Genomic DNA, 20,488 nt, shown 5'->3' on the forward strand with positions numbered 1-20,488 from the left:
TAGGGGCCTGTTTTGAATACATTGATAATGGAGAATAAATTTCAACATGTTTATGAGGTAGTCAAGCTAATTCCGTATGGGAGAGTAACTTCATATGGTGCTATTGCTGAATATCTTGGAACGAAGAACGGGGCAAGATTTGTGGGTTGGGCGATGAATGCCTGTCATGGTGATGCAGAGGTTCCGGCTCATCGGGTAGTAAACAGAAACGGGATGCTGAGCGGAAAAGCTTTCTTTGGAGGAAACAGAATGCAGGAATTGCTGGAAGCAGAAGGAATAAAAGTTGAAAATGATAAAATCCGGGGTTTTGACCAGGTTTTCTGGTCGCCTTCCAAAGAGTTGTTATAAAATAAATATTAAGGAACGGGTCAGAATTTCACAAATTCTGACCCGTTCCTTATTTTCTATAAATTAGCGATGTAGGCTTTACCTCCTAATCCCCGCATTTGACGCATAATAAAGTTGCTTCTTCTTTGCACATATGCTGAAGGGTTTTTGATTGAAAAACGGATAGGATTTGGTAAAACTGCCGCAATTCTGGCAGCTTCGGCTCTGGACAAGGAATTGGCAGAATGACCATAATATCTTAAGGAGGCAGCCTCTACTCCGAAAGTCATCTTGCCTGTTTCAGCGATATTCAGGTAAACTTCCAGAATTCTTTCTTTTCCCCAGATTAATTCAATCATAAAAGTAAAATACGCTTCCAATACCTTTCTGATATAACTTCTTCCTTGCCAAAGAAACACGTTTTTAGCTACCTGCTGAGAGATTGTACTGGCTCCTTTGATGTGTTTTCCTCTCAGATTATGTCTGAAAGCACCCCACATCGCATCGAAGTCGAATCCGTGGTGATCAGGGAAAAGTTGGTCTTCAGAGGCTACAACAGCTAAAGCAGCTTCCTTGGAAATATTTTCATAAGGTTCCCAGTCTGAATATATTTCTGAGTCTCTTCCTTCAGCAATGGCTGTAAATTTTCTGTCCAGCATAGTAGGAGTCCACCAGATCGGAATAAACTTCAGTAGGATGATCCAGGTTATTGTAATACCAAAGAAATAGAGGAGTCCTTTTAGGAATTTTCTAAGAATGAATCTCAGGAGACCATACCTTTTCCGGCCTTCCCAAAAGCTTTTCCACCAGCCGGATGGATTCTTTTTTTCAGGTTCTTCTTCCGGGATTATTGTTCTAAAGGTATTCTTAGCCATAAAAATATTGAAAAATCAGGAGTTTAATCGGTCATTGAAATTCAGAACCTCAAAGGTACAAATTTCAGCTGTTCAGACGTGCAAAAATTATACTAAAAATAAATCTGAAGCGATTCTGTCGGCAAAGAGTTTGCCTTTGGAGGTCAATTTGATCGTTCCTTCATGGATTTGCAGAAAATTACTCTCCCGGAATGCAGACAAAGTTTCTTTTTGGATTTCCTGAAAGTTTTTACCTGAAATAGAGTCTATTTTACTGAGATTAACTCCCCATTTTGTCCTGAGACCGGTAAGAAGGTATTCATTAACTTTATCCTCAATACTCAGCATTTCAACTTCCGCAGGGATCTCATTCCTGAAAATGGATTTTACATAGAGAGCGTTATTTGAAATATTGTATTGGCGGGAGCTTCCGTTAAAACTATGAGCGGACGGGCCTACCCCTAAATACTCTTCCTGTTTCCAGTAACTGGTATTATGCCGGGAATAAAGGCTTTCTGAAGCAAAGTTTGAAATTTCATACTGCTCGTAACCTTTTGCAGCAAGTGTATCAATCAGCATTTCAAACTGTCTGGCCGCGAATTCATCGTCAATAGCCTGGATTTTACCTTGTTTTAACCACTTGCCAAACACGGTTTGCGGCTCAATGGTAAGGCTGTAGGCTGAGATGTGATTAATGCCCAAGGATGTTGCTTTGGCTAAGTCGTCTTCCCAAATCAGGTGATCCGGTGCAGGTATTGCGTAAATCAGATCGATACTTATATTTTCAATCCCAAGATCCTGAGAATACTTTACACAACTTTCAGCTTCGTGTGCGTTGTGGACCCTGTTGAGGCTTTTAAGGTGGTTTTCATTGAAAGACTGAATTCCAATGCTCAGGCGGTTTATCTGATATTTTTTGAATAACTGAAGTTTTTCTTTCGTCAGATCATCAGGATTCGCTTCGAGGGTAATTTCTGCATCTTTTTTGATGTTAAAATGATGCGAAATCGTTTCAAAAATCATGGCAAGGTCTTCTTCATTTAAAATTGAAGGCGTTCCTCCTCCAAAATAAACCGTTTCCAGATTCTTGTCTGCCAGATAATCTTTCTGAAGCCTGATTTCATTACAAATTGAAGTAATAATCTCTTTTTTGGCTTTCAGACTGGTTGAAAAATGGAAGTCGCAATAATGACAGGCTTGTTTGCAAAATGGTATGTGAATGTATAAATGCAAATTTTTTGATTTAATGTTTTAGATTATCAGAAAAGAGACTCCCTCTATGTGCCCTATGTGCCTATGTGGTTGCAACATAGGGCACATAGAAACAGGTTTAGTTTTCATTGTCTGAAATCTTTAGTTTTCGGGAAGAAATGTCAGGGTACTTAATTGATCTTCAATAAACATTTCATTGGCAAGGTCTTTTAACTGATCAGCGGAAACGGCTGAAATCTGGCTGAAAATACTTTCCAGAGAATCGATTCTGTTGATATCTAAAAGGCTTTTTGCCATCATAAGCATAAAACTCATATTTCCTTCTTCAGACATGGCAAGCTGACCCATCAGCTGTTCTTTCGTATTATGAAGCTGGGTGGTCGTCAGAGCAGTTTCTCTCAGAATCTTCAACTCTTTCATAATCAGAGAAAGTGCCTTATTGAGTTGTTTAGGTTCTGTCCCGAAATATATTCCCAGAAAACCGGTATCAATGTAGGGTGTATAACCTGCATCGATAGAATATACCAAACCATATTTTTCACGCACCGACAGATTCAATCTTGAATTCATACCAGGTCCGCCCAGAAGGTTTGTCAGCATGAAAAATGGTAATCTTTTTTCATGAATAAGCGAATAGGCAGGTCTTCCGATTGCCACGTGTGCCTGTGTAATGCCACGATTTACTTTCACATTCTGAGGTAAATAAAGTGTAGGTGCCACTCTTTTTAAATCAGATTTTTTATGTGGAATATCTTTGAAATATTTCTCGGCTAATTTAATGACTTCTTTGAACGACATTTTTCCGATTGAGGAGAAAATGATCCTTTCAGTATCCAGGTTTTCATCAATAAAAGCAAATAAATCCTCTCTTTTAAAGTTTTTGACACTATCCTGGTTTCCCAGAATGTTCCTGCCCAACTGATGGTCTGCAAAGACAATTTCATCAAAATCATCCTGAATAGCATCTTCCGGAGAATCATAATACATAGACATTTCTTCAAGAATAACTCCTCTTTCTTTGTCAAGCTGTTTATCCGGAAAAATGGAATTGAAAGTAATATCTGCCAGCAATTCCAGTCCTCTCTCGTAATGAGGAGTCAGCATTGAGGCGTGGAAACAGATTTTCTCTTTTGTGGTATAAGCATTTAATTCACCTCCAACTACTTCAAGCCGGTTAATGATATTTAAACTGCTTCTTTTGGACGTACCCTTGAAAGCCATATGCTCCCAAAAATGAGCAAGTCCTTGCTGGTGTGGTTTTTCGTCGCGGCTTCCCATGTCAAGCATGAGTCCGATGTGTGAAATCTGAGTATGTAAAACCTGTCTGTGAACGATTCTTATACCGTTAGGCAGGGTATAGATCTGGATGTCTTCCATGCTAAACTATGCAGTCGAAATATCCGGGGAGATACCGGAAAAGCAATATAATACACTGGCTTTTATCGACTATTATCTTTATACTTTAAAAATGTGAATACAAAATTAACTAATTTTATCCTCTAAAGATTCAAAATAATTAGTCTTAGTTGTACAAACTACGGATTCCTGCTTTACTTATTCTGCTTCATGCGTATTCTTGTCATTCAAACAGCCTTTATCGGAGATGCTATTCTGGCAACAGCTTTGCTGGAAAAACTTCATGCACAGATGCCTGATTGTCAGATAGATTATCTGGTCAGGAAGGGGAATGAAGGACTTTTTAAAGGCCATCCGTTTTTGAACGAAGTGTTAATCTGGGATAAAAAAAGGAAATATAAATCACTGTGGAGCTTACTTGGAAAGGTAAGAAAGACCCGCTATGATAAATTAATCTGTATTCAAAGATTTGGAACAATGGGATTTTTTACCATGCTTTCAAATGCAAAAGAAACGATTGGTTTTGAAAAGAACCCTTTTTCTGCCTTTTTTTCTGTAAAGGTAAAACATGAAATAGAACCCGGGATTCATGAAGTAAACCGGAATACACGACTCATCAGTTTTTTTACAGATGACAAAGTTTTTCGGCCTAAGCTATATCCCGCAAACGCAGATTTCAGCAAAGTTTCCATTTATCAGGAAAAGCCATATCTCGTTATGGCACCTACTTCGGTATGGTTCACGAAACAATTTCCTGAAAGTCAATGGGTAAATCTGATTAATTCGCTTGGCGCAAAATATAAAATTTACCTGCTGGGAGCACCGACTGATTTTGATGCCTGCGAAAGAATTATTAATCAGGTGAAAGAAAAAGAGGCTGTTGTGAATTTATCCGGGAAACTTTCTCTGTTAGAATCATCTGCTTTGATGAAAGGTGCTGTTCTGAACTTTGTCAATGATTCTGCCCCTATGCACCTGGCTTCTTCTATGAATGCTCCTGTCTGTGCCATTTATTGCTCCACTATTCCCGGGTTTGGTTTTGGTCCGCTGTCTGATTTTGCAAGAATTGTAGCATTTGAGGGAGAACTTGATTGCCGTCCATGTGGCTTACATGGAAAAAAAGAATGTCCGGAAGGTCATTTTCGTTGTGGATTTGATATCCGGACTGCGCAGTTATTGAAAGTGCTTGAGGAGGCTACAGATATGACCGTTTACTAAGTAGATGTGATAAAGGCATGATTCTTGTTAAACATTTATAGGCGTTATCACGTTATATTCTTTACGATCACGGTTGTTTTCGTAGAAATAAAATGATAAATTGAGAAAATCAATGATTTGAAATTTTCTCATTGATCTATTCGCCAGCAGATAAACAGATTGAATCGACAAGACCTTAACACATTTCATCATGAATCCCTTCTTTTACATAAGCAAACGATTTAAACTAACATTTTTGGGATCAGGAATTTTATTGCTATGTATTGTTTTTGCATTTAATAGTGCGAGCCGTTCCAATCGGAACGGATTAATTGCGGAGTTTCCAAAAGTCGCTAAAACAGGAGAACAGATACTTTTTCATTTTGCTTCGGAAGGAGAGGTGAGTAAAGTAAGGGTTCTGGCTAATTCAAATAGTCTGGGGATTGTTCAAATCGGGCAAAATAAAGCTTTATTGAGTTTTAAGTTTAATTTTAACGGAGTTAAAAAACTGAGATTTATTGGTTTAAATTCCCAGAATGATACAGTTGCCATTGTTTTGGGAGAGCTTGTGGTAGGCGAAATCAATAAAAAGACTTCCTTAAAAACAGAAACGATTAATCCTCCCTTGTACTCTTCTACTAAATCTACAATTTCTGAGCCTGTTTTTAAAAACCCTGTTTTATTGAACAATTCTAATTTGAAATTTCCTCCTACGCCCGAAGAAGATCAGGTTAACGGCAGAAATGAAAATGTTTATGCAAAGGCGATCGGACATCCCGGTGCTGAAGAAATTACAGAGTTTTTTGAGGATATTGAAGACGATGCAATGGAACTTTCAAAGAAATATACTGTTCCTGCCAGTGTAATTATGGGAATGGCGGCTTTAGAAAGTGGTTATGGTTTTAGCAGACCTGCCGTTTATGCGAATAATATATTTGGCATAAAATATTGGGGAGGAAATACCGGAATTGCTTATCAGTTGAGAGGGCAGCCGGATGAGAAAGACGGAACTTTGAAAATCATCAGGAAAACCGCAGACGGGCAGTTTATCTATGATGAATCAAACAGAATGGACAATTGGTATCGTGTTTATAAATCCAGAAGAGAATGCCTTTTTTTCCTGGTTGAAGAAATATTTTTGCATAAAACAGGACAATGGAAGAAAGATTATAGCGATATAGCTCAGGTTTATAAAAATCAGATTTCCACAGGAATTTCTAAAAAGGAAGCAGCATATGATTTTCTGTATGCAATTGGTAAAAGGGGCTATACACACAAAGGAGGGGCTTATTATGCAGACCGGGTAATGAAAGTAATAGATAAATGGAAACTAAACCAATACGATTAAAAAAGAAAGAATTTTGGTCAGAAACTAAATAAGCGAGGGAATTTCCCCCGCTTATTTAGTTTTGAGCGGCAAGCAGATATAAAACTGCCATTCTTACGGCAACTCCGTTTTCAACCTGATCGAGGATGATGGAATGATGAGAATCTGCGGCATCCGAGGTTAATTCTACACCACGGTTAATAGGACCGGGGTGCATTAATACGATTTCTTTATCCAGCTCGTCCAGCATTTGTTTGCTGATTCCAAAGTATAGAGAATATTCTCTCAGAGAAGGAAAATATTTAATCTGCTGGCGTTCCAGCTGTATTCTCAGAACGTTTGCGACATCGCACCACTTCAAGGTTTCCTTAACGTTATGAGACACTTTTACGCCCAGTTCGGTAATATGTCTGGGAATGAGTGTAGTCGGACCACAAAGTGTAATTTCAGCTCCCTGTTTCTGAAGGGCAAAAATGTTGGAAAGTGCTACCCTTGAATGCAGAATGTCTCCGATAATTGCGATTTTTTTGCCTGCCAGGTCTCCTAATTTTTCCCGCATTGAGAAAGAATCAAGAAGTGCCTGTGTCGGATGCTCATGTGTACCGTCTCCGGCATTGACAATATTTGCTTTAATATGTTTCGATAAAAAGTGCGGTGCTCCCGGACTGGCATGACGCATCACAATCATGTCAACCTTCATAGCAAGAATATTATTTACAGTATCCAGCAAGGTTTCTCCCTTTTTCACAGAACTTCCTGAGGCTGAAAAGTTTATGGTATCAGCAGATAATCTTTTCTCAGCCAGTTCAAAAGAAAGTCTTGTCCGGGTTGAATTCTCGAAAAATACATTAGCAATGGTTACATCACGAAGAGAAGGCACTTTTTTAATCGGACGGTTCAGGACATCCTTAAATTCCTGAGCTGTTTTCATAATAAGTTCAATGTCTTCTAATGTAAGGTCTTTGATACCTAAAAGATGTCTGGTACTGAGCATAAAATATCTATGAATGATGAAGGTTAGCCATGAATTGACGGAGTACTCCGCCGGCCGACTTTCAGGTAAATTATAAAAAGAATATTCTGAGTATTCGGGTAAAAAAATACACGACCCTAATGAATCGTGTTATTTAACTGGAATTAACCAAATTCTGTCTTCATCGTGACCTTGTTCTTTCCACTCAACCAATACTTTTTCGGTTTCAAGGGTATTTACCTTTTTTCCGATGTAATCAGGATTTATAGGAAGATCACGGCTATAAATTCTGTCAATTAGTACGCACAATTCTACTTTTTCAGGTCTCCCGAAAGCAGTCATGGCATCAAGTGCTGCACGCACCATCCTTCCGGTTGCTAAAACATCATCGACTAAAATGACTTTTTTCCCTTCAATCAGAAAGGGAACTTTCGTTGCATTCGGTGACACAGGGTCACGCCTGCGATAGTCGTCACGGTAAAAAGTTGCGTCTAAACGCCCAAGTGGAATGTTTACTCCGGTAGCTTTAAGTAATTCCTGATGAATTCGCTCGGCAAATAATATACCTCTTGGTTGCAGGCCAAGGATAACTGAATCAGTAAAATCCTGATGATTTTCAATTAATTCCTGACACAACCGACTAATGGTTATCTCTAAAAGAGGACTGGCAAGGATGAGTTTTCGTTGCATTTGTTGCAAAGATAATTAGATTTCGGCTTTCGGATTTCAGATTTTGGAATAATTTTTAATTTCAGGCCTGAATTTTCCGAAAACCGTTTTTAGAGAACATCTGTTTTTCCTTTAGATTTTTAGGGTTATTCTCCGGTTAAAACCGTTTGTTCCGGATAAAATCCTGACGAAATCAGTGATGAAACCGGGAATATATGAGTGGCTGTTGAAATGAATAAAATGCTGATTATTTGTTAATCAATGAATTGTTGAGTAGAGATTCTTTTTTCAAAGTCGATTGAAAACTTTGTTTTTGCATAGATTCTTTTAAAACAGGCAAATTGCCGGGACTATGGCAATCGGTGCCCATAAAACTAATCAACATGGTATTTGACAAATATTCAGCAAACTCTCTTATATCTTTTGGCGATTCTCCTGAAAAGGAAGTGATATTGACCTGAAAAAGCACGCCTTTGGCATGCATCTCAAAAAGAAGTTTAACATTTTTATGGAGATAGGGATACTTTTCCGGATGAGCTAAAACCGGAATAAAACCTTTTCCGATCATGATTCTGATCGCTTCAAAAAAGAAAACCGGAAGTTTGACATGTGCTGTTTCAAATAGCAGGTATTTTTTATTTTGAGCACCTGAAAAGTAAAGCAGTTCATTGGTACTCATCAACTCTCTGAGGAAAGCGTCATCCAGATAATATTCAGCAGCAATGTCAAGCGTTATTGGAATCTGGTTTAAGATAACAGCTTCCTTAAGGATATTAAATCGCTGTTGAATTTTATGAATAGAATTAGGATAATAGCGATCCATGACATGGGGTGTCAGGATTAATTTCTGAAAACCTAATTGAGAAAGTTCTGAGATAATTTTAAGACTTTCATCCAAATCTTTTGCGCCATCATCTATATTGGGCAGAAGATGGGTGTGAACATCAACTTTTAAGGAAGAAACCTGACCTTTAGGAGGTTGACGCAGAATATTTTTCAGAAACGGGAAATGCATCGCTAACTATATTTGACTTTATTATTCAGCATAAAAATACAGTTGGCGGACCTATTGGAGAAGCCACAAAAAACATGCCATTTGCATATTTTAATTAGTGCCAAAGAAGAAAAGATTGATTTGTTATGCAGCAGAAGCTGCCATGAAGAGGAGGGATAAATGCGGTGGATTACCGGGAAAATGAAAGAGAGAACCACATTTATGCGGCTCTCTCTTTTTATCTTTTATAACAAAGTCTTAAATAACGGCAGGATCGCATCTTTTTCTGAAATAATCGGATTGCTGACTTCCCAGTCAATATTCAGATCCGGATCATTCCAGATAATTCCTGACTCAGCTGCTTTATTCCAGAAGTCAGTACATTTGTATACAAAAATAGTATCTTCCAGTGCCGAAAAGCCATGGGCAAAACCAGCAGGTACATAAAGCATATTACCGATTTCTGCATCCAGAAGGACTTTAGCATACTGACCGAAGGTTGCAGAATCTTTACGAAGATCAACTACCACATCAAGTGCTTTGCCAGTCATACAACGTACAAGTTTACCCTGTGCGTGCGGAGCATTCTGAAAATGTAAACCTCTTACAACCCCTTTTTTAGATTTGGAATAGTTATCCTGAACGAAATCAAACGGGATCCCATTATCTCCAAATTTAATTTTGTTGTATGATTCGTAAAAAAGACCTCTATCGTCTTCAAAAATAGTTGGGAAGCACTCGATAAGTCCTTCGATGTGATTTGTTTTGAATTGCATTATTTAAAGATTCAGGTTCGATAATATGAAGGTTTACCAAATAAGATTAGTACAAAAGTAGTGAATTTGGTATAAATGATGAAAAATTGAATGGCTTTTTACTGGGAATTTTCGGAAATTGCGATCGAATTAAGGAATTCTGGGAGATCTTTTGCTTTTAAACAAAGAATGAGGAACGGGTCGGAAAAAAATCCAAAATACCTGATAGTATCTTTTTAATATTTAATAAAATCAAACCAAGATTGCCAGTCTGGTAGCTTGTCCGGGAAACGAAATGACGAAGCAAGAGCTTTTTGAACAAATTCAATTAAAAAAATCTTATTTGTGTGTTGGTCTTGATACTGATATCCAAAAAATCCCTGAACATTTATTGGCAGGAGAAGATCCCGTTTTTGAATTTAATCGCCAGATTATCGATGCAACTCATCAATATGCAGTGGCTTATAAACCTAATATCGCTTTTTATGAGGCGTTAGGTGCTAAAGGCTGGATAAGTTTGCAGAAAACACTCGAGTATATCCCCAAAGAATGTTTTACAATTGCTGATGCAAAAAGAGGAGATATCGGAAATACATCAGGATTATATGCCAGGGCTTTTTTCGATAAGGAAAATTCAGGTCTTGATTTTGACTCAGTTACAGTTGCGCCATATATGGGAGAGGATTCAGTAACTCCTTTTCTTGATTTTCCCGGAAAATGGGTGATTTTACTGGCTTTAACCTCAAATACAGGAAGCAAAGATTTTCAGCAGCTCGTTTTGGCAGGATCTGATAATAAGGAAGAATTTTTATTTGAGAAAGTGATTAAAAAATCCCGGGAATGGGCTGATACCGAACAGCTGATGTATGTTGTGGGAGCAACAAAAGCTGAATCGCTTACCAAAATCAGAGAACTGGCACCTGAGCATTTTTTATTGGTGCCTGGTGTAGGAGCGCAGGGAGGAAGCCTTCAGGAAGTTTCTGAATTTGGTATGAATAAACATTGCGGTTTATTGGTAAATTCTTCGAGGGCAATTATTTATGCTTCAAATGGAGAAGATTTTGCTCAAAAAGCGAAAGAAGAAGCCTTGAAAGTGCAGACTGAGATGGCTCAATACTTGGCAATGTACCTGAAATAATATAGAATAAACAGCTTTATCGCAAAGATTCCGGAAGGCTCTGTTTTTGAAAAGACAGGTTTTTCCGGAATCTTTATTTACACCCTTTTCAAAAAAACCTTATTTTCTGCCGGAATCCTGAAACCCTGACGTCAGAGTGCCTGGAAGCTGACACTGGAGGATTATCGACAAAATTATCACCTTGATTTGATCAGGTTTAGCCGTTCCTCTTTCCATAAAAGTTTTAAATTAAGGTTATCAGAGATAGATTTTAAAAATTTTAGATGAAAGTAGTGACCCGTTTGGATTTCATCCGTATAAAGAGAGGTTATTAGGTAATAATAACTTTGTTACGAACTAGATATTTATGGCGGTAAAATTCTTTTTCGGATACAATTTAAAGATGGACTTCAATGGTGCACCTGAATATTTTGGTTGTATCGTTGAGGTCTTCTTTAATACAACTGGCATGAAACTTGTGCGAAACCGGATAATCTCTCTTAAATCCCTGATAATCGTTTTTCTGCCTGATTGTGATGCCCCGACAACAATTATCTGAGTTATAATTGCATTAATGTTAAGCAACGCTACATTTTTTTTATTCATGGCATAATTTTTGCAGTAACTCTTCTGGTTCAAAACTGCATTCCGCCAGATGAGAGTAATGACTAAAAATGGGTAGATTTTACTTCATTTTGTAATCCACTTCTTCTATTTACCATCCGGCGCAGATTCCTGGCTATTTGAACTCCCCTTATTGAGGTAATGATTACTTTGGATATAAAAGTGTTTCCAAAATCGAAAATACACAAAACCGCCAAAAGGTGATCTTGTGGAGCAGTTGAAATACACTGCTGTGGCAACTGGTCCGCCAACCAGTTGCCATTTTTGTAATTCCGGATGAAAATGACATGTTCAGAAATACACAGAATATTAAAGCGGTTTCAGCTTAAAAGATAACTACTTAGGCGGATTGCGTAAAGGCTCGAAGCAATTGCTTTGGGTCTTTATTATTTTAAAGCCCACCGAAAAACAAAATAGACTCAGTTTTCTGAAAAATCCCTTTTCTGACTAAATAGAAGCATATTTCTGCATTTTTGAGTATTTGTACTTATTGAATGGTTAGGTATTATTTACAAGTATCCAGAAAAAATGATGAAAGAAGAAAATATATTATGTATTTAGCAGAAGAGTTCTTGGAAAAGTACAAGGAGTTTTGTGGATAAATAAATGTTGATTTCGGTCAGATTTACAGGTTTGGAAATCCTAAATATAGATGAATAGCCGTTTTTATGTTTTAAACATGCTCTTTTACAAAATGAAAACCATTGTTCGGGAATTTTAACATCAAATTTACAATACTGGTGTAAGCCTAATTTACGCTCATGTAATTCTTGGAAAAATTCTAAGCCACTTCTATTGCCTTTTAATGCGACAATCTTAACTTTGTTATGTAGATCAGCAGTAATTATGGCGGTAATTAATGTTGATCAACCGATTCCTGAAAAACTTTAGATTTCTTTTCTATGGCGGTAGATTAATAAATCTAAAGTTTTTACAAAGGGGTCAAAACCTAGCAAACTATAAGGATTTTCAATAATCCTAACCCATTAAAAACAAAACCCTAAGTTGGCGGACTTAGGGTTTTTGTTTTTACTTTACTTTCAGTATCACTGCACCTAATGGCGGCAGTGTCAGGGCTATTGAATAAGCTTTGCCCTGCCAGGAAATTTCCTCGGCAATTAATGCGTCTTTATTCGTTTTTCCACTTCCGTAAAACTCCTCACTGTCTGAATTGAAAATCTCTGTCCATATACCCTGCATAGGTACTCCTACTCTGTAATTTGAATGAGGAACAGGAGTCATATTAAGGACTACAATGAGCTGGTTCTTACGTTCGTTGCCCTTTCTTGAATAAACCAAAACTGAATTATTGCGGTCGGAAGTATCAATCCACTCAAAACCTTCCTGAGCGAATTGCTTGTCGTATAGTGCTGGCTGTGATTTGTATAAAGCATTTAAGGCAGAGATACATTTTTGCATTCCCTGGTGAGGAGCAAACTCAAGTAAGTGCCAGTCAAGACTTTGAGCGTAATTCCATTCCGCAGTCTGGCCAAACTCTGAGCCCATAAAAATCAGTTTCGAACCCGGATGGGTGAACATATAAGAAAACAGTAATCTTAAATTAGCAAATCTCTGCCATTCATCTCCAGGCATTTTGCTGACCAGGGATTTTTTGCCGTAAACTACCTCATCATGTGAAAGAGGGAGCATGAAATTTTCAGAGAAAGCATAAACAGTTGAAAAAGTGATCTGATCCTGATGATACTTTCGATACATCGGATCTTTTTCAAAGTATTTTAAGGTATCATTCATCCATCCCATCATCCATTTCTGTCCGAAGCCTAAACCTCCCATATAAATCGGACGGGAAACCCCGGTAAATGATGTTGACTCTTCAGCAATGGCCTGAACATCAGGGAAATTTGAATATAATACTTCATTAAGCTCGCGGAATAAAGAAATGGCTTCAAGGTGATGATTACCTCCAAATTCATTTGGTTCCCATTCTCCAGCATTTCTGGAATAGTCAAGATAAAGCATAGAAGCAACAGCATCAACCCTTAAACCATCAGCGTGGAAGCGATCCAGCCAGTAAAGAGCATTGGAAATCAGGAAGCTTCTTACCTCGTTTCTTCCATAGTTAAAAATATATGATTTCCAGTCAGGATGATAGCCTTTACGCATATCCGGATGCTCATATAAATGTGTGCCATCGTATTCGAATAGGGCATGTGCATCCCCAGGGAAATGCGATGGTACCCAGTCTAAAATAACACCAATTCCATTTTTATGTAATTCATCTACCAGGTACATAAAATCCTGAGGATTGCCGAAGCGGGAGCTTGGTGCAAAAAAACCGGTTACCTGATAACCCCAGGAAGGAGCGTAAGGATGTTCCATTACCGGCATAAACTCAACGTGGGTAAACCCGGTCTGTTTGACATGATTTACCAGACGCTCAGCAATTTCTCCGTAAGAAAGCACATTGTTGTCAAGCGTTTTTTGCCAGGATCCTAAATGAACTTCATAAACCGACATTGGAGCAGATAAAGAATTTTTCTCCCATCGGTTTTTCATCCAGTCTTTATCGTTCCACTCATACCAGTTATCCCAGACAATAGAAGCAGTTTTAGGAGGTTCTTCAAAATAATGGGCATAAGGGTCGATTTTTTCCAATTGCCTTCCATCCTGTGTACCTATGCAAAACTTATAGGCTTCACCTTTTCCGATATGCGGAATAAAGCCTTCCCAGATTCCGGATTCATCCCAGCGAACAAACAATGGATGAGAATCTCTGTTCCAATAATTAAAATTCCCGATTACAGATACGTACTTGGCTGCCGGGGCCCATACCGCAAAATATGTTCCTGTAACGCCCAGATATTCAACCACATGGGAGCCCAGTTTTTCATAAAGTCTGAAATGTTTTCCTGATTTGAAAAGGTTGATATCAAAGTCAGTAAATCGGCTGTATACTTCTACGTTTTTCAATTGAGGTGGGTTTACGTTGATTGGTTCATTCTCCTGTTTGTTGTCAGCATTGCCTTTCTTTTTTGTAGTTTTGGGTTTTGCTGTAGCTTTTTCTTCCTGCTGAAGTTCTTCGGATTGACTGTTAGCTTTGGAGGTCTTCGCCATAATATTTAAGATGGTTATTGGATTTTTTTCTTAGAAATATAAGTATTAGTATCCTGTAAAGATAAAAATTCTGATGATAGAAACAAATCCTGTTTCGGTAACATTTGACAGTAAAAATGCTATTTGGATTGATTTGAAATGGTTTAGTTATCCAACTTGATTTTTGGTAAAGAAATGTTATTTCTTATCGACAAAATCCGGACAGCAAAAATGAAAAGCAGGGTGATTACCTTGGCATATTCATGTAATTCCGAAAAAAATCCTAATCCATAGTGAAGCGTCCCGCCAAGAATGCAGGCTGTAGCATATATTTCTTTTCTGAATAAAACCGGAATCTCATTAAGCAGAATATCTCTGATTACTCCGCCAAAGCAGGCAGTAATTGTACCGATTATGACACATGTCGCTGCCGGAAGGCTCATCAGACTAGCTTGTTCATAGCCAGTTACGAAAAAACAACCCAAACCTAATGCATCAAACAGCAGCAGGGGGCTATCTATTTTTTTAATATAGTTTTTCCCAAAAACGCTAAGAAGCGTAGCGAAAATAATGAGATAAATGACAGGGGTATCGATTACCCATCTGACAGGTTTAGTACCAATCAGTACATCTCTGATTGTACCACCTCCGATAGAGGTAACAAATGCGATAACGATGATTCCAAATAGATCCAGTCTTTTCTGCATACCCGCATAAGCTCCCGAAATAGTGAAAGCCAGCGTTCCGCAAATATTGATAACTGAGAGAACGGTCATTGAATGATTGTTTTAGTTTTACCAGGGCCTTAAAAAAAATCTATGTGCCCTATGTTCCTATGTGGTTGTAAATGCTGCTATTTGGTTCAGAAACATTGCACTTAAATTTTCTATGTGCCCTATGTTCCTACGTGGTTACAAATGCGGCAATGTGGTTCAAAACAGAAACTACACACTTAAATTTTCTATGTGCCCTATGTTCCTATGTGGTTGCAAATGCTAGAAATGATAAGCAATAGTATGTTTAATCTCCTTAAGGACAAAAGTACTGTTGAGTACACCGATATTATCAATTTTAGAAAGTTTGTATTTGACAAAATCATGGTATTCATCGAGGCTTCGGATATTGATTTTTAACAAAAAATCTACTTGTCCGCCCATATGATAGCATTCCTGAACTTCTTCAAGCTCCTGAACTTCCTGTTCAAACTTTTCAATGAAAGCTTCATTGTGGTATCGCATAGAAACCTGACAAAAAGTAGTGATTGGCTTATCGATGAGAGATTTATCAAGAACGGCCACATATTGTTTGATAAAACCGACACTTTCCAGCCTTCTTATGCGTTCATATACGGGGGAAATAGTCAATCCGAGATGGTTGGCAATTTCCTTGGTAGTAACCTTTGCATCGTGCTGCAACATGCGCAAAATAGTCTTGTCGATTTCGTCTAAAGTTTCCATGGAGTAATTTTTTCTGTTTAACAATAAAATTGAAATGCAATAAAAGTAAAAATTATTGTAAAATAATCTGCCTGTGGGAATTTTTATGGATTTTTATGGAAGTTATTGTGTGAATTAATGGTGTTTATAACTTTGTACCGTTATTATTACTTTTTAAGGGAGGGTAATAATTGACAATCTCAAATTTACACTTCATCAACAATATGCCAAAAGATAAAATTTTAGTTATCGGTGCCAACGGACAAATTGGCACCGCTTTGGTAGATTCACTTCGGGAAATGTATGGTGATAATCAGGTTGTTGCATCCGATTTGTTTCCTGCCGCAGAAGATAAAGGACTTTTCGTCACTTTAGATGCTACAAATGTTTTGGCTTTGGTCGAAACGGTTCACAAGCATAATATCACCCAGATTTATCATTTAGCCGCAGTTCTTTCAGCCAAAGGTGAATTGGATCCCTTGAGAGCCTGGGATTTGAATATGAAAACACTTTTTAACGTATTTGAAGTATCCAGAGAACTTCAGCTTGACAAAGTGTTCTTCCCGAGTTCTATTGCGGCCTTCGGAGACAGTGCACCGCATTATCAGACTCCTCAGGAGACTTTTCTGGACCCGACTACCGTTTATGGTATCAGTAAAGTGGCCGGAGAGAACTGGGCAGGTTATTACCATAAAAGATATAACCTGGATATCCGCTCGGTACGTTACCCCGGAGTAATCAGTTATCAGTCGATGCCGGGTGGAGGAACTACGGATTACGCTGTAGAGATTTATCATAAAGCAGTTTTGGGAGAAGAATTCACCTGTTTTTTGAAAGAAGATACACTTCTGCCTATGATTTACATGGATGATGCCATCAGAGCTACGCTGGAATTGATGGAAGCTCCTGCTGAAAAAATAAAAGTAAGAAGCGCTTATAACCTTTCAGGGATCAGTTTCACACCCGAAGAACTTACCCGTTCTATTCAGGAATATTACCCGCATTTTGAAACGATTTACAAGCCCGATTATCGTCAGGCGATAGCTGATTCATGGCCTAAGTCGATCGACGATTCTGCCGCAAGAGAAGACTGGGGCTGGAAACCAAGTTATGATTTGAAAAGCATGACGAAGGTTATGATTGAAAAGTTGACGGAAAAGTATCATTTGCACATCGCTTAATCCTTACAAAAAGGAGGGATTATAAGTATTGATTACCATTCAAAAAACAGAAATTTTATGTACGGAAAGATCAAAGAAGCCTTACAGGAAGAGATTTCCAATATCAGGGAATCCGGTCTGTATAAAAATGAAAGAATAATTGTTTCACCGCAGTCTGCCGAGATTCTGATCAATAATGGCAAAGAAGTGCTGAATTTTTGTGCCAACAATTACCTCGGATTATCTTCAAATAAGTATGTAATTGAAGCGGCTCATGAAGCAATTGATTCTCATGGTTTCGGGATGTCCTCGGTTCGTTTTATCTGTGGAACTCAGGATATTCACAAAGAACTGGAGCAAAAGACTGCGGCTTTTTTGGGAATGGAAGACTGTATATTGTATGCAGCTGCATTTGATGCCAACGGTGGAATTTTTGAGCCTATTTTAGGAGAAGAAGATGCCATAATCTCTGATGAACTTAACCATGCTTCTATAATTGATGGAATCCGTTTGTGTAAAGCCAAACGTTTCAGATATAAAAACAATAATATGGAGGACCTTGAAGCGCAGTTAAAGGCTGCTTCAGGAAGTCGTCGTAAATTGATTGTAACTGACGGCGTTTTTTCTATGGATGGAACAATTGCCCGCCTGGATGAAATCTGTGATCTTGCCGATAAATATGAAGCCATGGTAATGATTGACGAATGTCATGCGAGTGGTTTTATGGGCCCGACAGGAAGAGGAACGCATGAATTGAAAAAAGTGATGGGTAGAATTGATATTATTACCGGAACATATGGAAAAGCCCTGGGAGGAGCTTCCGGTGGTTTTACGGCTGCAAGAAAAGAGATCGTTGACATATTAAGACAGCGTTCAAGACCTTATTTGTTTTCCAATACCCTGGCTCCGTCTATTGTTGGTGCTTCAATAAAAGTGCTTGATCTGTTAAGTTCATCTACGGCTTTGAGGGACAAATTGGAAAGAAATACCACATATTTCAGAAAAGCCATGACTGAAGCCGGATTTGATATAGTGCCAGGAGAGCATCCGATTGTACCGATTATGCTTTATGAGGCAAATCTGGCACAGGAATTTGCTGCACAGCTGCTGGAAGAAGGTATTTATGTAATCGGATTCTTTTATCCGGTTGTACCACAAAATAAAGCCAGAATCAGAGTACAGGTTTCGGCAGGACATGAGCAGGAACATCTTGAAAAAGCGGTTGCTGCTTTCACGAAAGTTGGTAAAAGATTGGGTGTGATTAAGTAAATCTCACTTGACGTATTGGTTTACTCCGTAAAAGCTTTTGCTCTTACGGAGTTTTTTTTTGTTAATATTTACATTTTTAACTTCTCTATTTCCCTGATAACATTTACGATGCCTTTAAGCGGGATTTTGACCCAGTCGGGACGATAACAGATTTCATATCCCAATTCATAAACTGCTTTTTCCAGTAAATAAATAAGCATCAGAAAATTGATTTCATTATTATTTTTAAACAAAGGATGAGGTTTCCCGAACGTATCAAGGTATTTTTCCATGAAAGTAATCAATACAAGTCTGTACCATCTGTCAGCTGCCGTCTGAACCCTTTTTATATCCAGCTCCTTAGTTTCCTCACTATTGAACATCTTCGATGAAATGGCATAATGGTAGCTCCGGATCATTCCGGCAGCGTCTTTGAGCGGAGAATGTTTGATTTTTCGTTCACTGATCGAGCTTTCAGGTTCCCCCTCAAAATCTATGATAATGTAATCATTGCCTGTAGCAAGCACCTGTCCGAGGTGATAGTCCCCATGTATTCTTACCCTGAGAGATTCAATGTCTTTATGCAGAATTTCTCTGGCAAATTCTTCAATCAATTCCCGCGATTCCATAAAATCCCAGGCAAGTTTTTGTGTAACAGGATCTGTGATAGAAGTATAGCTGTCTATCAGCATGTTATAACGTTTATCCAAAAGGTCGGTTAAACGTTTATAAAGGAAGGTACGGTATTCCTCATCAAAAGGTTCAGGAGAGAAACCTTCTTCAGAGTCCGGAGAATATAGCGCCAGATGCATTTCTGCCGTTCTTTGAGCCAGTAATTCCACCTGCTGAAAAACGTCTTCCTTTATGGCAAAAGTCTGATCCGTAAATGACTCCACAAAAGCATCCACATACGTTCCGGTAACAGTCCAGCTATCCTGCTGATTTTCCACCATTCTTTGCATCATCCCCAAAGTAATATCGGGAGCGTCTTTTTGTTTCCAAACCACACTTCCGGCGAAAGCGGGAATAAAAGCAAAATCTGAATTTTCGGTGAGAAATGAAACCATATCTACTTCAGGATTGGTTTCTTCGAACAACTTCCGGTAAAGTTTCATAAAGTACTTTTCTCCGAAAACCATGGCCGAATTAGAAGAATCTACCGGAAGTACTCTTGAGGAGATCGGTGCATTTATATCTTCTCCTGACAGGCCTTTTCCTCTTGAAAAAAGGATTTTATCATTTTTCAGGAAAATTTCTTCGGTATGAGCCAGGTTTTTGAAAAGAGCCTGCTGAAATCTTTCATCATAAATAGCATCAACAATCAGTCCTCTTTTTTTGTTGATAATGGCAATAGAAATAATGCCTTTCGGGAGAATCTCCCTGGCGTTTGAAGAAGCGGCATCAATAAAGGAGACAGGAAGCAGATAACTTTCGGGTTCTCCGTAATCATAGGAAACTTTAACGATAAGAAGAAAGGCCACAGAATCGGATAGCGGAATTTCAAGGATGTTTGTAATCTGAAAAAGCGTTTGTTTTCTGGCCTTACCGGCAAACCAGCGGCAGGTATTAATGTAAGGAGGGAGGATCAGTTCTTCCAGCGATCTTACAAAGTCCTTATCTTCATGGATTGATTCCCAGGGAAGTTTAGGATTCAGATTAATGGCAATTTCGTTCATAGGAATGGTTAATGATATATATAAGGAGAAGTCTTTGTCTTTTGAGAACGGAAAATAAAAATTCGGAGAAAGAAATGCAAAAAATGAAGACTTTTTAGAAAAAAGAAAATATTTTCAAAAAGACATGAATTGTAAAATATTGATAATCAAACAGCTGTATTTTTATTGCAAAAAAACTTTAACTATTTTTTAACCTATGCTTTATTATTTAAAATAATAGCTATACCTTTGCACCACGAAAAACGAAGATAGGTTCTTCAGTTCTAACGGTCCGTTCGTCTAGGGGTTAGGACACGTCCCTTTCACGGATGAAACACGGGTTCGATTCCCGTACGGACTACAAAATACATTTAAGGCTCTGATTTATTAAGAATCAGAGCCTTATTGTTTTTCAATGGATATCTCTAATTTTTCCGATTGATTCAATTTCTGTCTTCGACAAGTCTATGGAGTGTATGGCATTCAGCTTTCCGGTTGTGAATTGCTTTCAAATTTCTAACTTCGACAAG

18 protein-coding genes and 1 tRNA gene are annotated in these 20,488 nt (G+C 38.2%); 7 read left to right on the top strand and 12 right to left on the bottom strand.

Annotated features, from left to right (window positions below; all coding sequences use genetic code 11):
• Nucleotides 1-27: 27 nt before the first annotated feature.
• A complete protein-coding gene (locus tag BM179_RS05745; RefSeq protein ID WP_092013546.1) occupies nt 28-348 on the top strand; it encodes an MGMT family protein in 321 nt (106 codons plus the stop codon).
• Between the two features lie 56 nt (nt 349-404).
• Here BM179_RS05745 and mtgA read toward each other — a convergent pair whose 3' ends face one another.
• The 3 genes from mtgA to BM179_RS05760 all read right to left on the bottom strand — a co-directional run bounded on the left by mtgA (nt 405) and on the right by BM179_RS05760 (nt 3,770).
• Entirely contained in the window at nt 405-1,202 is a 798-nt protein-coding gene (gene mtgA, locus BM179_RS05750) for a monofunctional biosynthetic peptidoglycan transglycosylase (RefSeq protein ID WP_092013549.1), read from the bottom strand.
• 87 nt (nt 1,203-1,289) lie between these two features.
• Nucleotides 1,290-2,414 carry a radical SAM family heme chaperone HemW gene (gene hemW, locus BM179_RS05755; protein WP_092013552.1) on the bottom strand — a complete coding sequence of 375 codons (1,125 nt, stop codon included), beginning with the start codon at nt 2,412-2,414 and terminating at the stop codon, nt 1,290-1,292.
• Between the two features lie 120 nt (nt 2,415-2,534).
• A complete protein-coding gene (locus BM179_RS05760; RefSeq protein WP_092013555.1) occupies nt 2,535-3,770 on the bottom strand; it encodes a M16 family metallopeptidase in 1,236 nt (411 codons plus the stop codon).
• A gap of 189 nt (nt 3,771-3,959) precedes the next feature.
• Between BM179_RS05760 and BM179_RS05765 the strand changes: the two genes are divergently transcribed.
• Both BM179_RS05765 and BM179_RS05770 read left to right on the top strand, forming a co-directional pair.
• A complete protein-coding gene (locus BM179_RS05765; protein ID WP_092013559.1) occupies nt 3,960-4,967 on the top strand; it encodes a glycosyltransferase family 9 protein in 1,008 nt (335 codons plus the stop codon).
• Nucleotides 4,968-5,157: 190 nt separating this feature from the next.
• On the top strand, nt 5,158-6,294 hold the full coding sequence (locus tag BM179_RS05770) for a glucosaminidase domain-containing protein (protein WP_092013561.1): 1,137 nt from the start codon (nt 5,158-5,160) through the stop codon (nt 6,292-6,294).
• A 55-nt stretch (nt 6,295-6,349) separates the two neighbouring features.
• Here BM179_RS05770 and BM179_RS05775 read toward each other — a convergent pair whose 3' ends face one another.
• The 4 genes from BM179_RS05775 to rfbC all read right to left on the bottom strand — a co-directional run bounded on the left by BM179_RS05775 (nt 6,350) and on the right by rfbC (nt 9,685).
• The gene (locus BM179_RS05775; protein ID WP_092013563.1) at nt 6,350-7,267 is read right to left on the bottom strand and encodes an aspartate carbamoyltransferase catalytic subunit; all 918 of its coding nucleotides are present in this window, start codon (nt 7,265-7,267) and stop codon (nt 6,350-6,352) included.
• A gap of 129 nt (nt 7,268-7,396) precedes the next feature.
• Nucleotides 7,397-7,936 (bottom strand): bifunctional pyr operon transcriptional regulator/uracil phosphoribosyltransferase PyrR, encoded by a 540-nt coding sequence (gene pyrR, locus BM179_RS05780; RefSeq protein ID WP_092013565.1) that lies wholly within the window; start codon nt 7,934-7,936, stop codon nt 7,397-7,399.
• Nucleotides 7,937-8,162: 226 nt separating this feature from the next.
• Nucleotides 8,163-8,930 (bottom strand): tyrosine-protein phosphatase, encoded by a 768-nt coding sequence (locus BM179_RS05785; RefSeq protein WP_092013566.1) that lies wholly within the window; start codon nt 8,928-8,930, stop codon nt 8,163-8,165.
• Between the two features lie 224 nt (nt 8,931-9,154).
• Nucleotides 9,155-9,685 carry a dTDP-4-dehydrorhamnose 3,5-epimerase gene (gene rfbC / locus BM179_RS05790; RefSeq protein ID WP_092013569.1) on the bottom strand — a complete coding sequence of 177 codons (531 nt, stop codon included), beginning with the start codon at nt 9,683-9,685 and terminating at the stop codon, nt 9,155-9,157.
• Nucleotides 9,686-9,959: 274 nt separating this feature from the next.
• On the opposite strand from rfbC, the gene pyrF reads away from it, so the two are divergent.
• Nucleotides 9,960-10,802 carry an orotidine-5'-phosphate decarboxylase gene (pyrF, locus tag BM179_RS05795; RefSeq protein ID WP_092013572.1) on the top strand — a complete coding sequence of 281 codons (843 nt, stop codon included), beginning with the start codon at nt 9,960-9,962 and terminating at the stop codon, nt 10,800-10,802.
• 336 nt (nt 10,803-11,138) lie between these two features.
• On the opposite strand, the gene BM179_RS05800 is transcribed toward pyrF, so the two are convergent.
• The 4 genes from BM179_RS05800 to BM179_RS05815 form a co-directional block, all read right to left on the bottom strand.
• Entirely contained in the window at nt 11,139-11,387 is a 249-nt protein-coding gene (locus BM179_RS05800; RefSeq protein WP_092013577.1) for a hypothetical protein, read from the bottom strand.
• A gap of 1,047 nt (nt 11,388-12,434) precedes the next feature.
• Nucleotides 12,435-14,480: a 1,4-alpha-glucan branching protein GlgB gene (glgB, locus tag BM179_RS05805; RefSeq protein WP_092013581.1), complete on the bottom strand. Its 2,046-nt coding sequence runs from the start codon at nt 14,478-14,480 to the stop codon at nt 12,435-12,437.
• Nucleotides 14,481-14,623: 143 nt separating this feature from the next.
• Entirely contained in the window at nt 14,624-15,235 is a 612-nt protein-coding gene (locus tag BM179_RS05810; protein ID WP_092013585.1) for a trimeric intracellular cation channel family protein, read from the bottom strand.
• 219 nt (nt 15,236-15,454) lie between these two features.
• Entirely contained in the window at nt 15,455-15,916 is a 462-nt protein-coding gene (locus tag BM179_RS05815) for an Lrp/AsnC family transcriptional regulator (RefSeq protein ID WP_092013588.1), read from the bottom strand.
• 203 nt (nt 15,917-16,119) lie between these two features.
• Between BM179_RS05815 and BM179_RS05820 the strand changes: the two genes are divergently transcribed.
• Together BM179_RS05820 and kbl are read left to right on the top strand one after the other, a co-directional pair.
• Nucleotides 16,120-17,076 (top strand): NAD-dependent epimerase/dehydratase family protein, encoded by a 957-nt coding sequence (locus BM179_RS05820; RefSeq protein ID WP_092013591.1) that lies wholly within the window; start codon nt 16,120-16,122, stop codon nt 17,074-17,076.
• A gap of 57 nt (nt 17,077-17,133) precedes the next feature.
• Nucleotides 17,134-18,324 carry a glycine C-acetyltransferase gene (gene kbl, locus BM179_RS05825; protein WP_092013594.1) on the top strand — a complete coding sequence of 397 codons (1,191 nt, stop codon included), beginning with the start codon at nt 17,134-17,136 and terminating at the stop codon, nt 18,322-18,324.
• A 68-nt stretch (nt 18,325-18,392) separates the two neighbouring features.
• Here kbl and BM179_RS05830 read toward each other — a convergent pair whose 3' ends face one another.
• A complete protein-coding gene (locus BM179_RS05830; protein ID WP_229632904.1) occupies nt 18,393-19,979 on the bottom strand; it encodes a putative maltokinase in 1,587 nt (528 codons plus the stop codon).
• A 268-nt stretch (nt 19,980-20,247) separates the two neighbouring features.
• Here BM179_RS05830 and BM179_RS05835 point away from each other — a divergent pair.
• Nucleotides 20,248-20,319, top strand: a tRNA-Glu gene (locus tag BM179_RS05835).
• Nucleotides 20,320-20,488: the final 169 nt, after the last annotated feature.

It is taken from the genome of Pseudarcicella hirudinis (assembly GCF_900115665.1).
Lineage (GTDB): Bacteria > Bacteroidota > Bacteroidia > Cytophagales > Spirosomataceae > Pseudarcicella > Pseudarcicella hirudinis.

What these genes read in the sequence shown, in the direction of transcription:
- glgB (WP_092013581.1), bottom strand. Translation starts at nt 14,480, where the DNA reads ATGGCGAAGACCTCCAAAGCTAACAGTCAATCCGAAGAACTTCAGCAG.
- pyrF (WP_092013572.1), top strand. Translation starts at nt 9,960, where the DNA reads ATGACGAAGCAAGAGCTTTTTGAACAAATTCAATTAAAAAAATCTTAT.
- BM179_RS05770 (WP_092013561.1), top strand. Translation starts at nt 5,158, where the DNA reads ATGAATCCCTTCTTTTACATAAGCAAACGATTTAAACTAACATTTTTG.
- BM179_RS05815 (WP_092013588.1), bottom strand. Translation starts at nt 15,916, where the DNA reads ATGGAAACTTTAGACGAAATCGACAAGACTATTTTGCGCATGTTGCAG.
- BM179_RS05820 (WP_092013591.1), top strand. Translation starts at nt 16,120, where the DNA reads ATGCCAAAAGATAAAATTTTAGTTATCGGTGCCAACGGACAAATTGGC.
- BM179_RS05800 (WP_092013577.1), bottom strand. Translation starts at nt 11,387, where the DNA reads ATGAATAAAAAAAATGTAGCGTTGCTTAACATTAATGCAATTATAACT.
- BM179_RS05775 (WP_092013563.1), bottom strand. Translation starts at nt 7,267, where the DNA reads ATGCTCAGTACCAGACATCTTTTAGGTATCAAAGACCTTACATTAGAA.
- pyrR (WP_092013565.1), bottom strand. Translation starts at nt 7,936, where the DNA reads ATGCAACGAAAACTCATCCTTGCCAGTCCTCTTTTAGAGATAACCATT.
- BM179_RS05745 (WP_092013546.1), top strand. Translation starts at nt 28, where the DNA reads ATGGAGAATAAATTTCAACATGTTTATGAGGTAGTCAAGCTAATTCCG.
- BM179_RS05760 (WP_092013555.1), bottom strand. Translation starts at nt 3,770, where the DNA reads ATGGAAGACATCCAGATCTATACCCTGCCTAACGGTATAAGAATCGTT.
- kbl (WP_092013594.1), top strand. Translation starts at nt 17,134, where the DNA reads ATGTACGGAAAGATCAAAGAAGCCTTACAGGAAGAGATTTCCAATATC.
- BM179_RS05810 (WP_092013585.1), bottom strand. Translation starts at nt 15,235, where the DNA reads ATGACCGTTCTCTCAGTTATCAATATTTGCGGAACGCTGGCTTTCACT.
- mtgA (WP_092013549.1), bottom strand. Translation starts at nt 1,202, where the DNA reads ATGGCTAAGAATACCTTTAGAACAATAATCCCGGAAGAAGAACCTGAA.
- BM179_RS05785 (WP_092013566.1), bottom strand. Translation starts at nt 8,930, where the DNA reads ATGCATTTCCCGTTTCTGAAAAATATTCTGCGTCAACCTCCTAAAGGT.
- BM179_RS05830 (WP_229632904.1), bottom strand. Translation starts at nt 19,979, where the DNA reads ATGAACGAAATTGCCATTAATCTGAATCCTAAACTTCCCTGGGAATCA.
- BM179_RS05765 (WP_092013559.1), top strand. Translation starts at nt 3,960, where the DNA reads ATGCGTATTCTTGTCATTCAAACAGCCTTTATCGGAGATGCTATTCTG.
- rfbC (WP_092013569.1), bottom strand. Translation starts at nt 9,685, where the DNA reads ATGCAATTCAAAACAAATCACATCGAAGGACTTATCGAGTGCTTCCCA.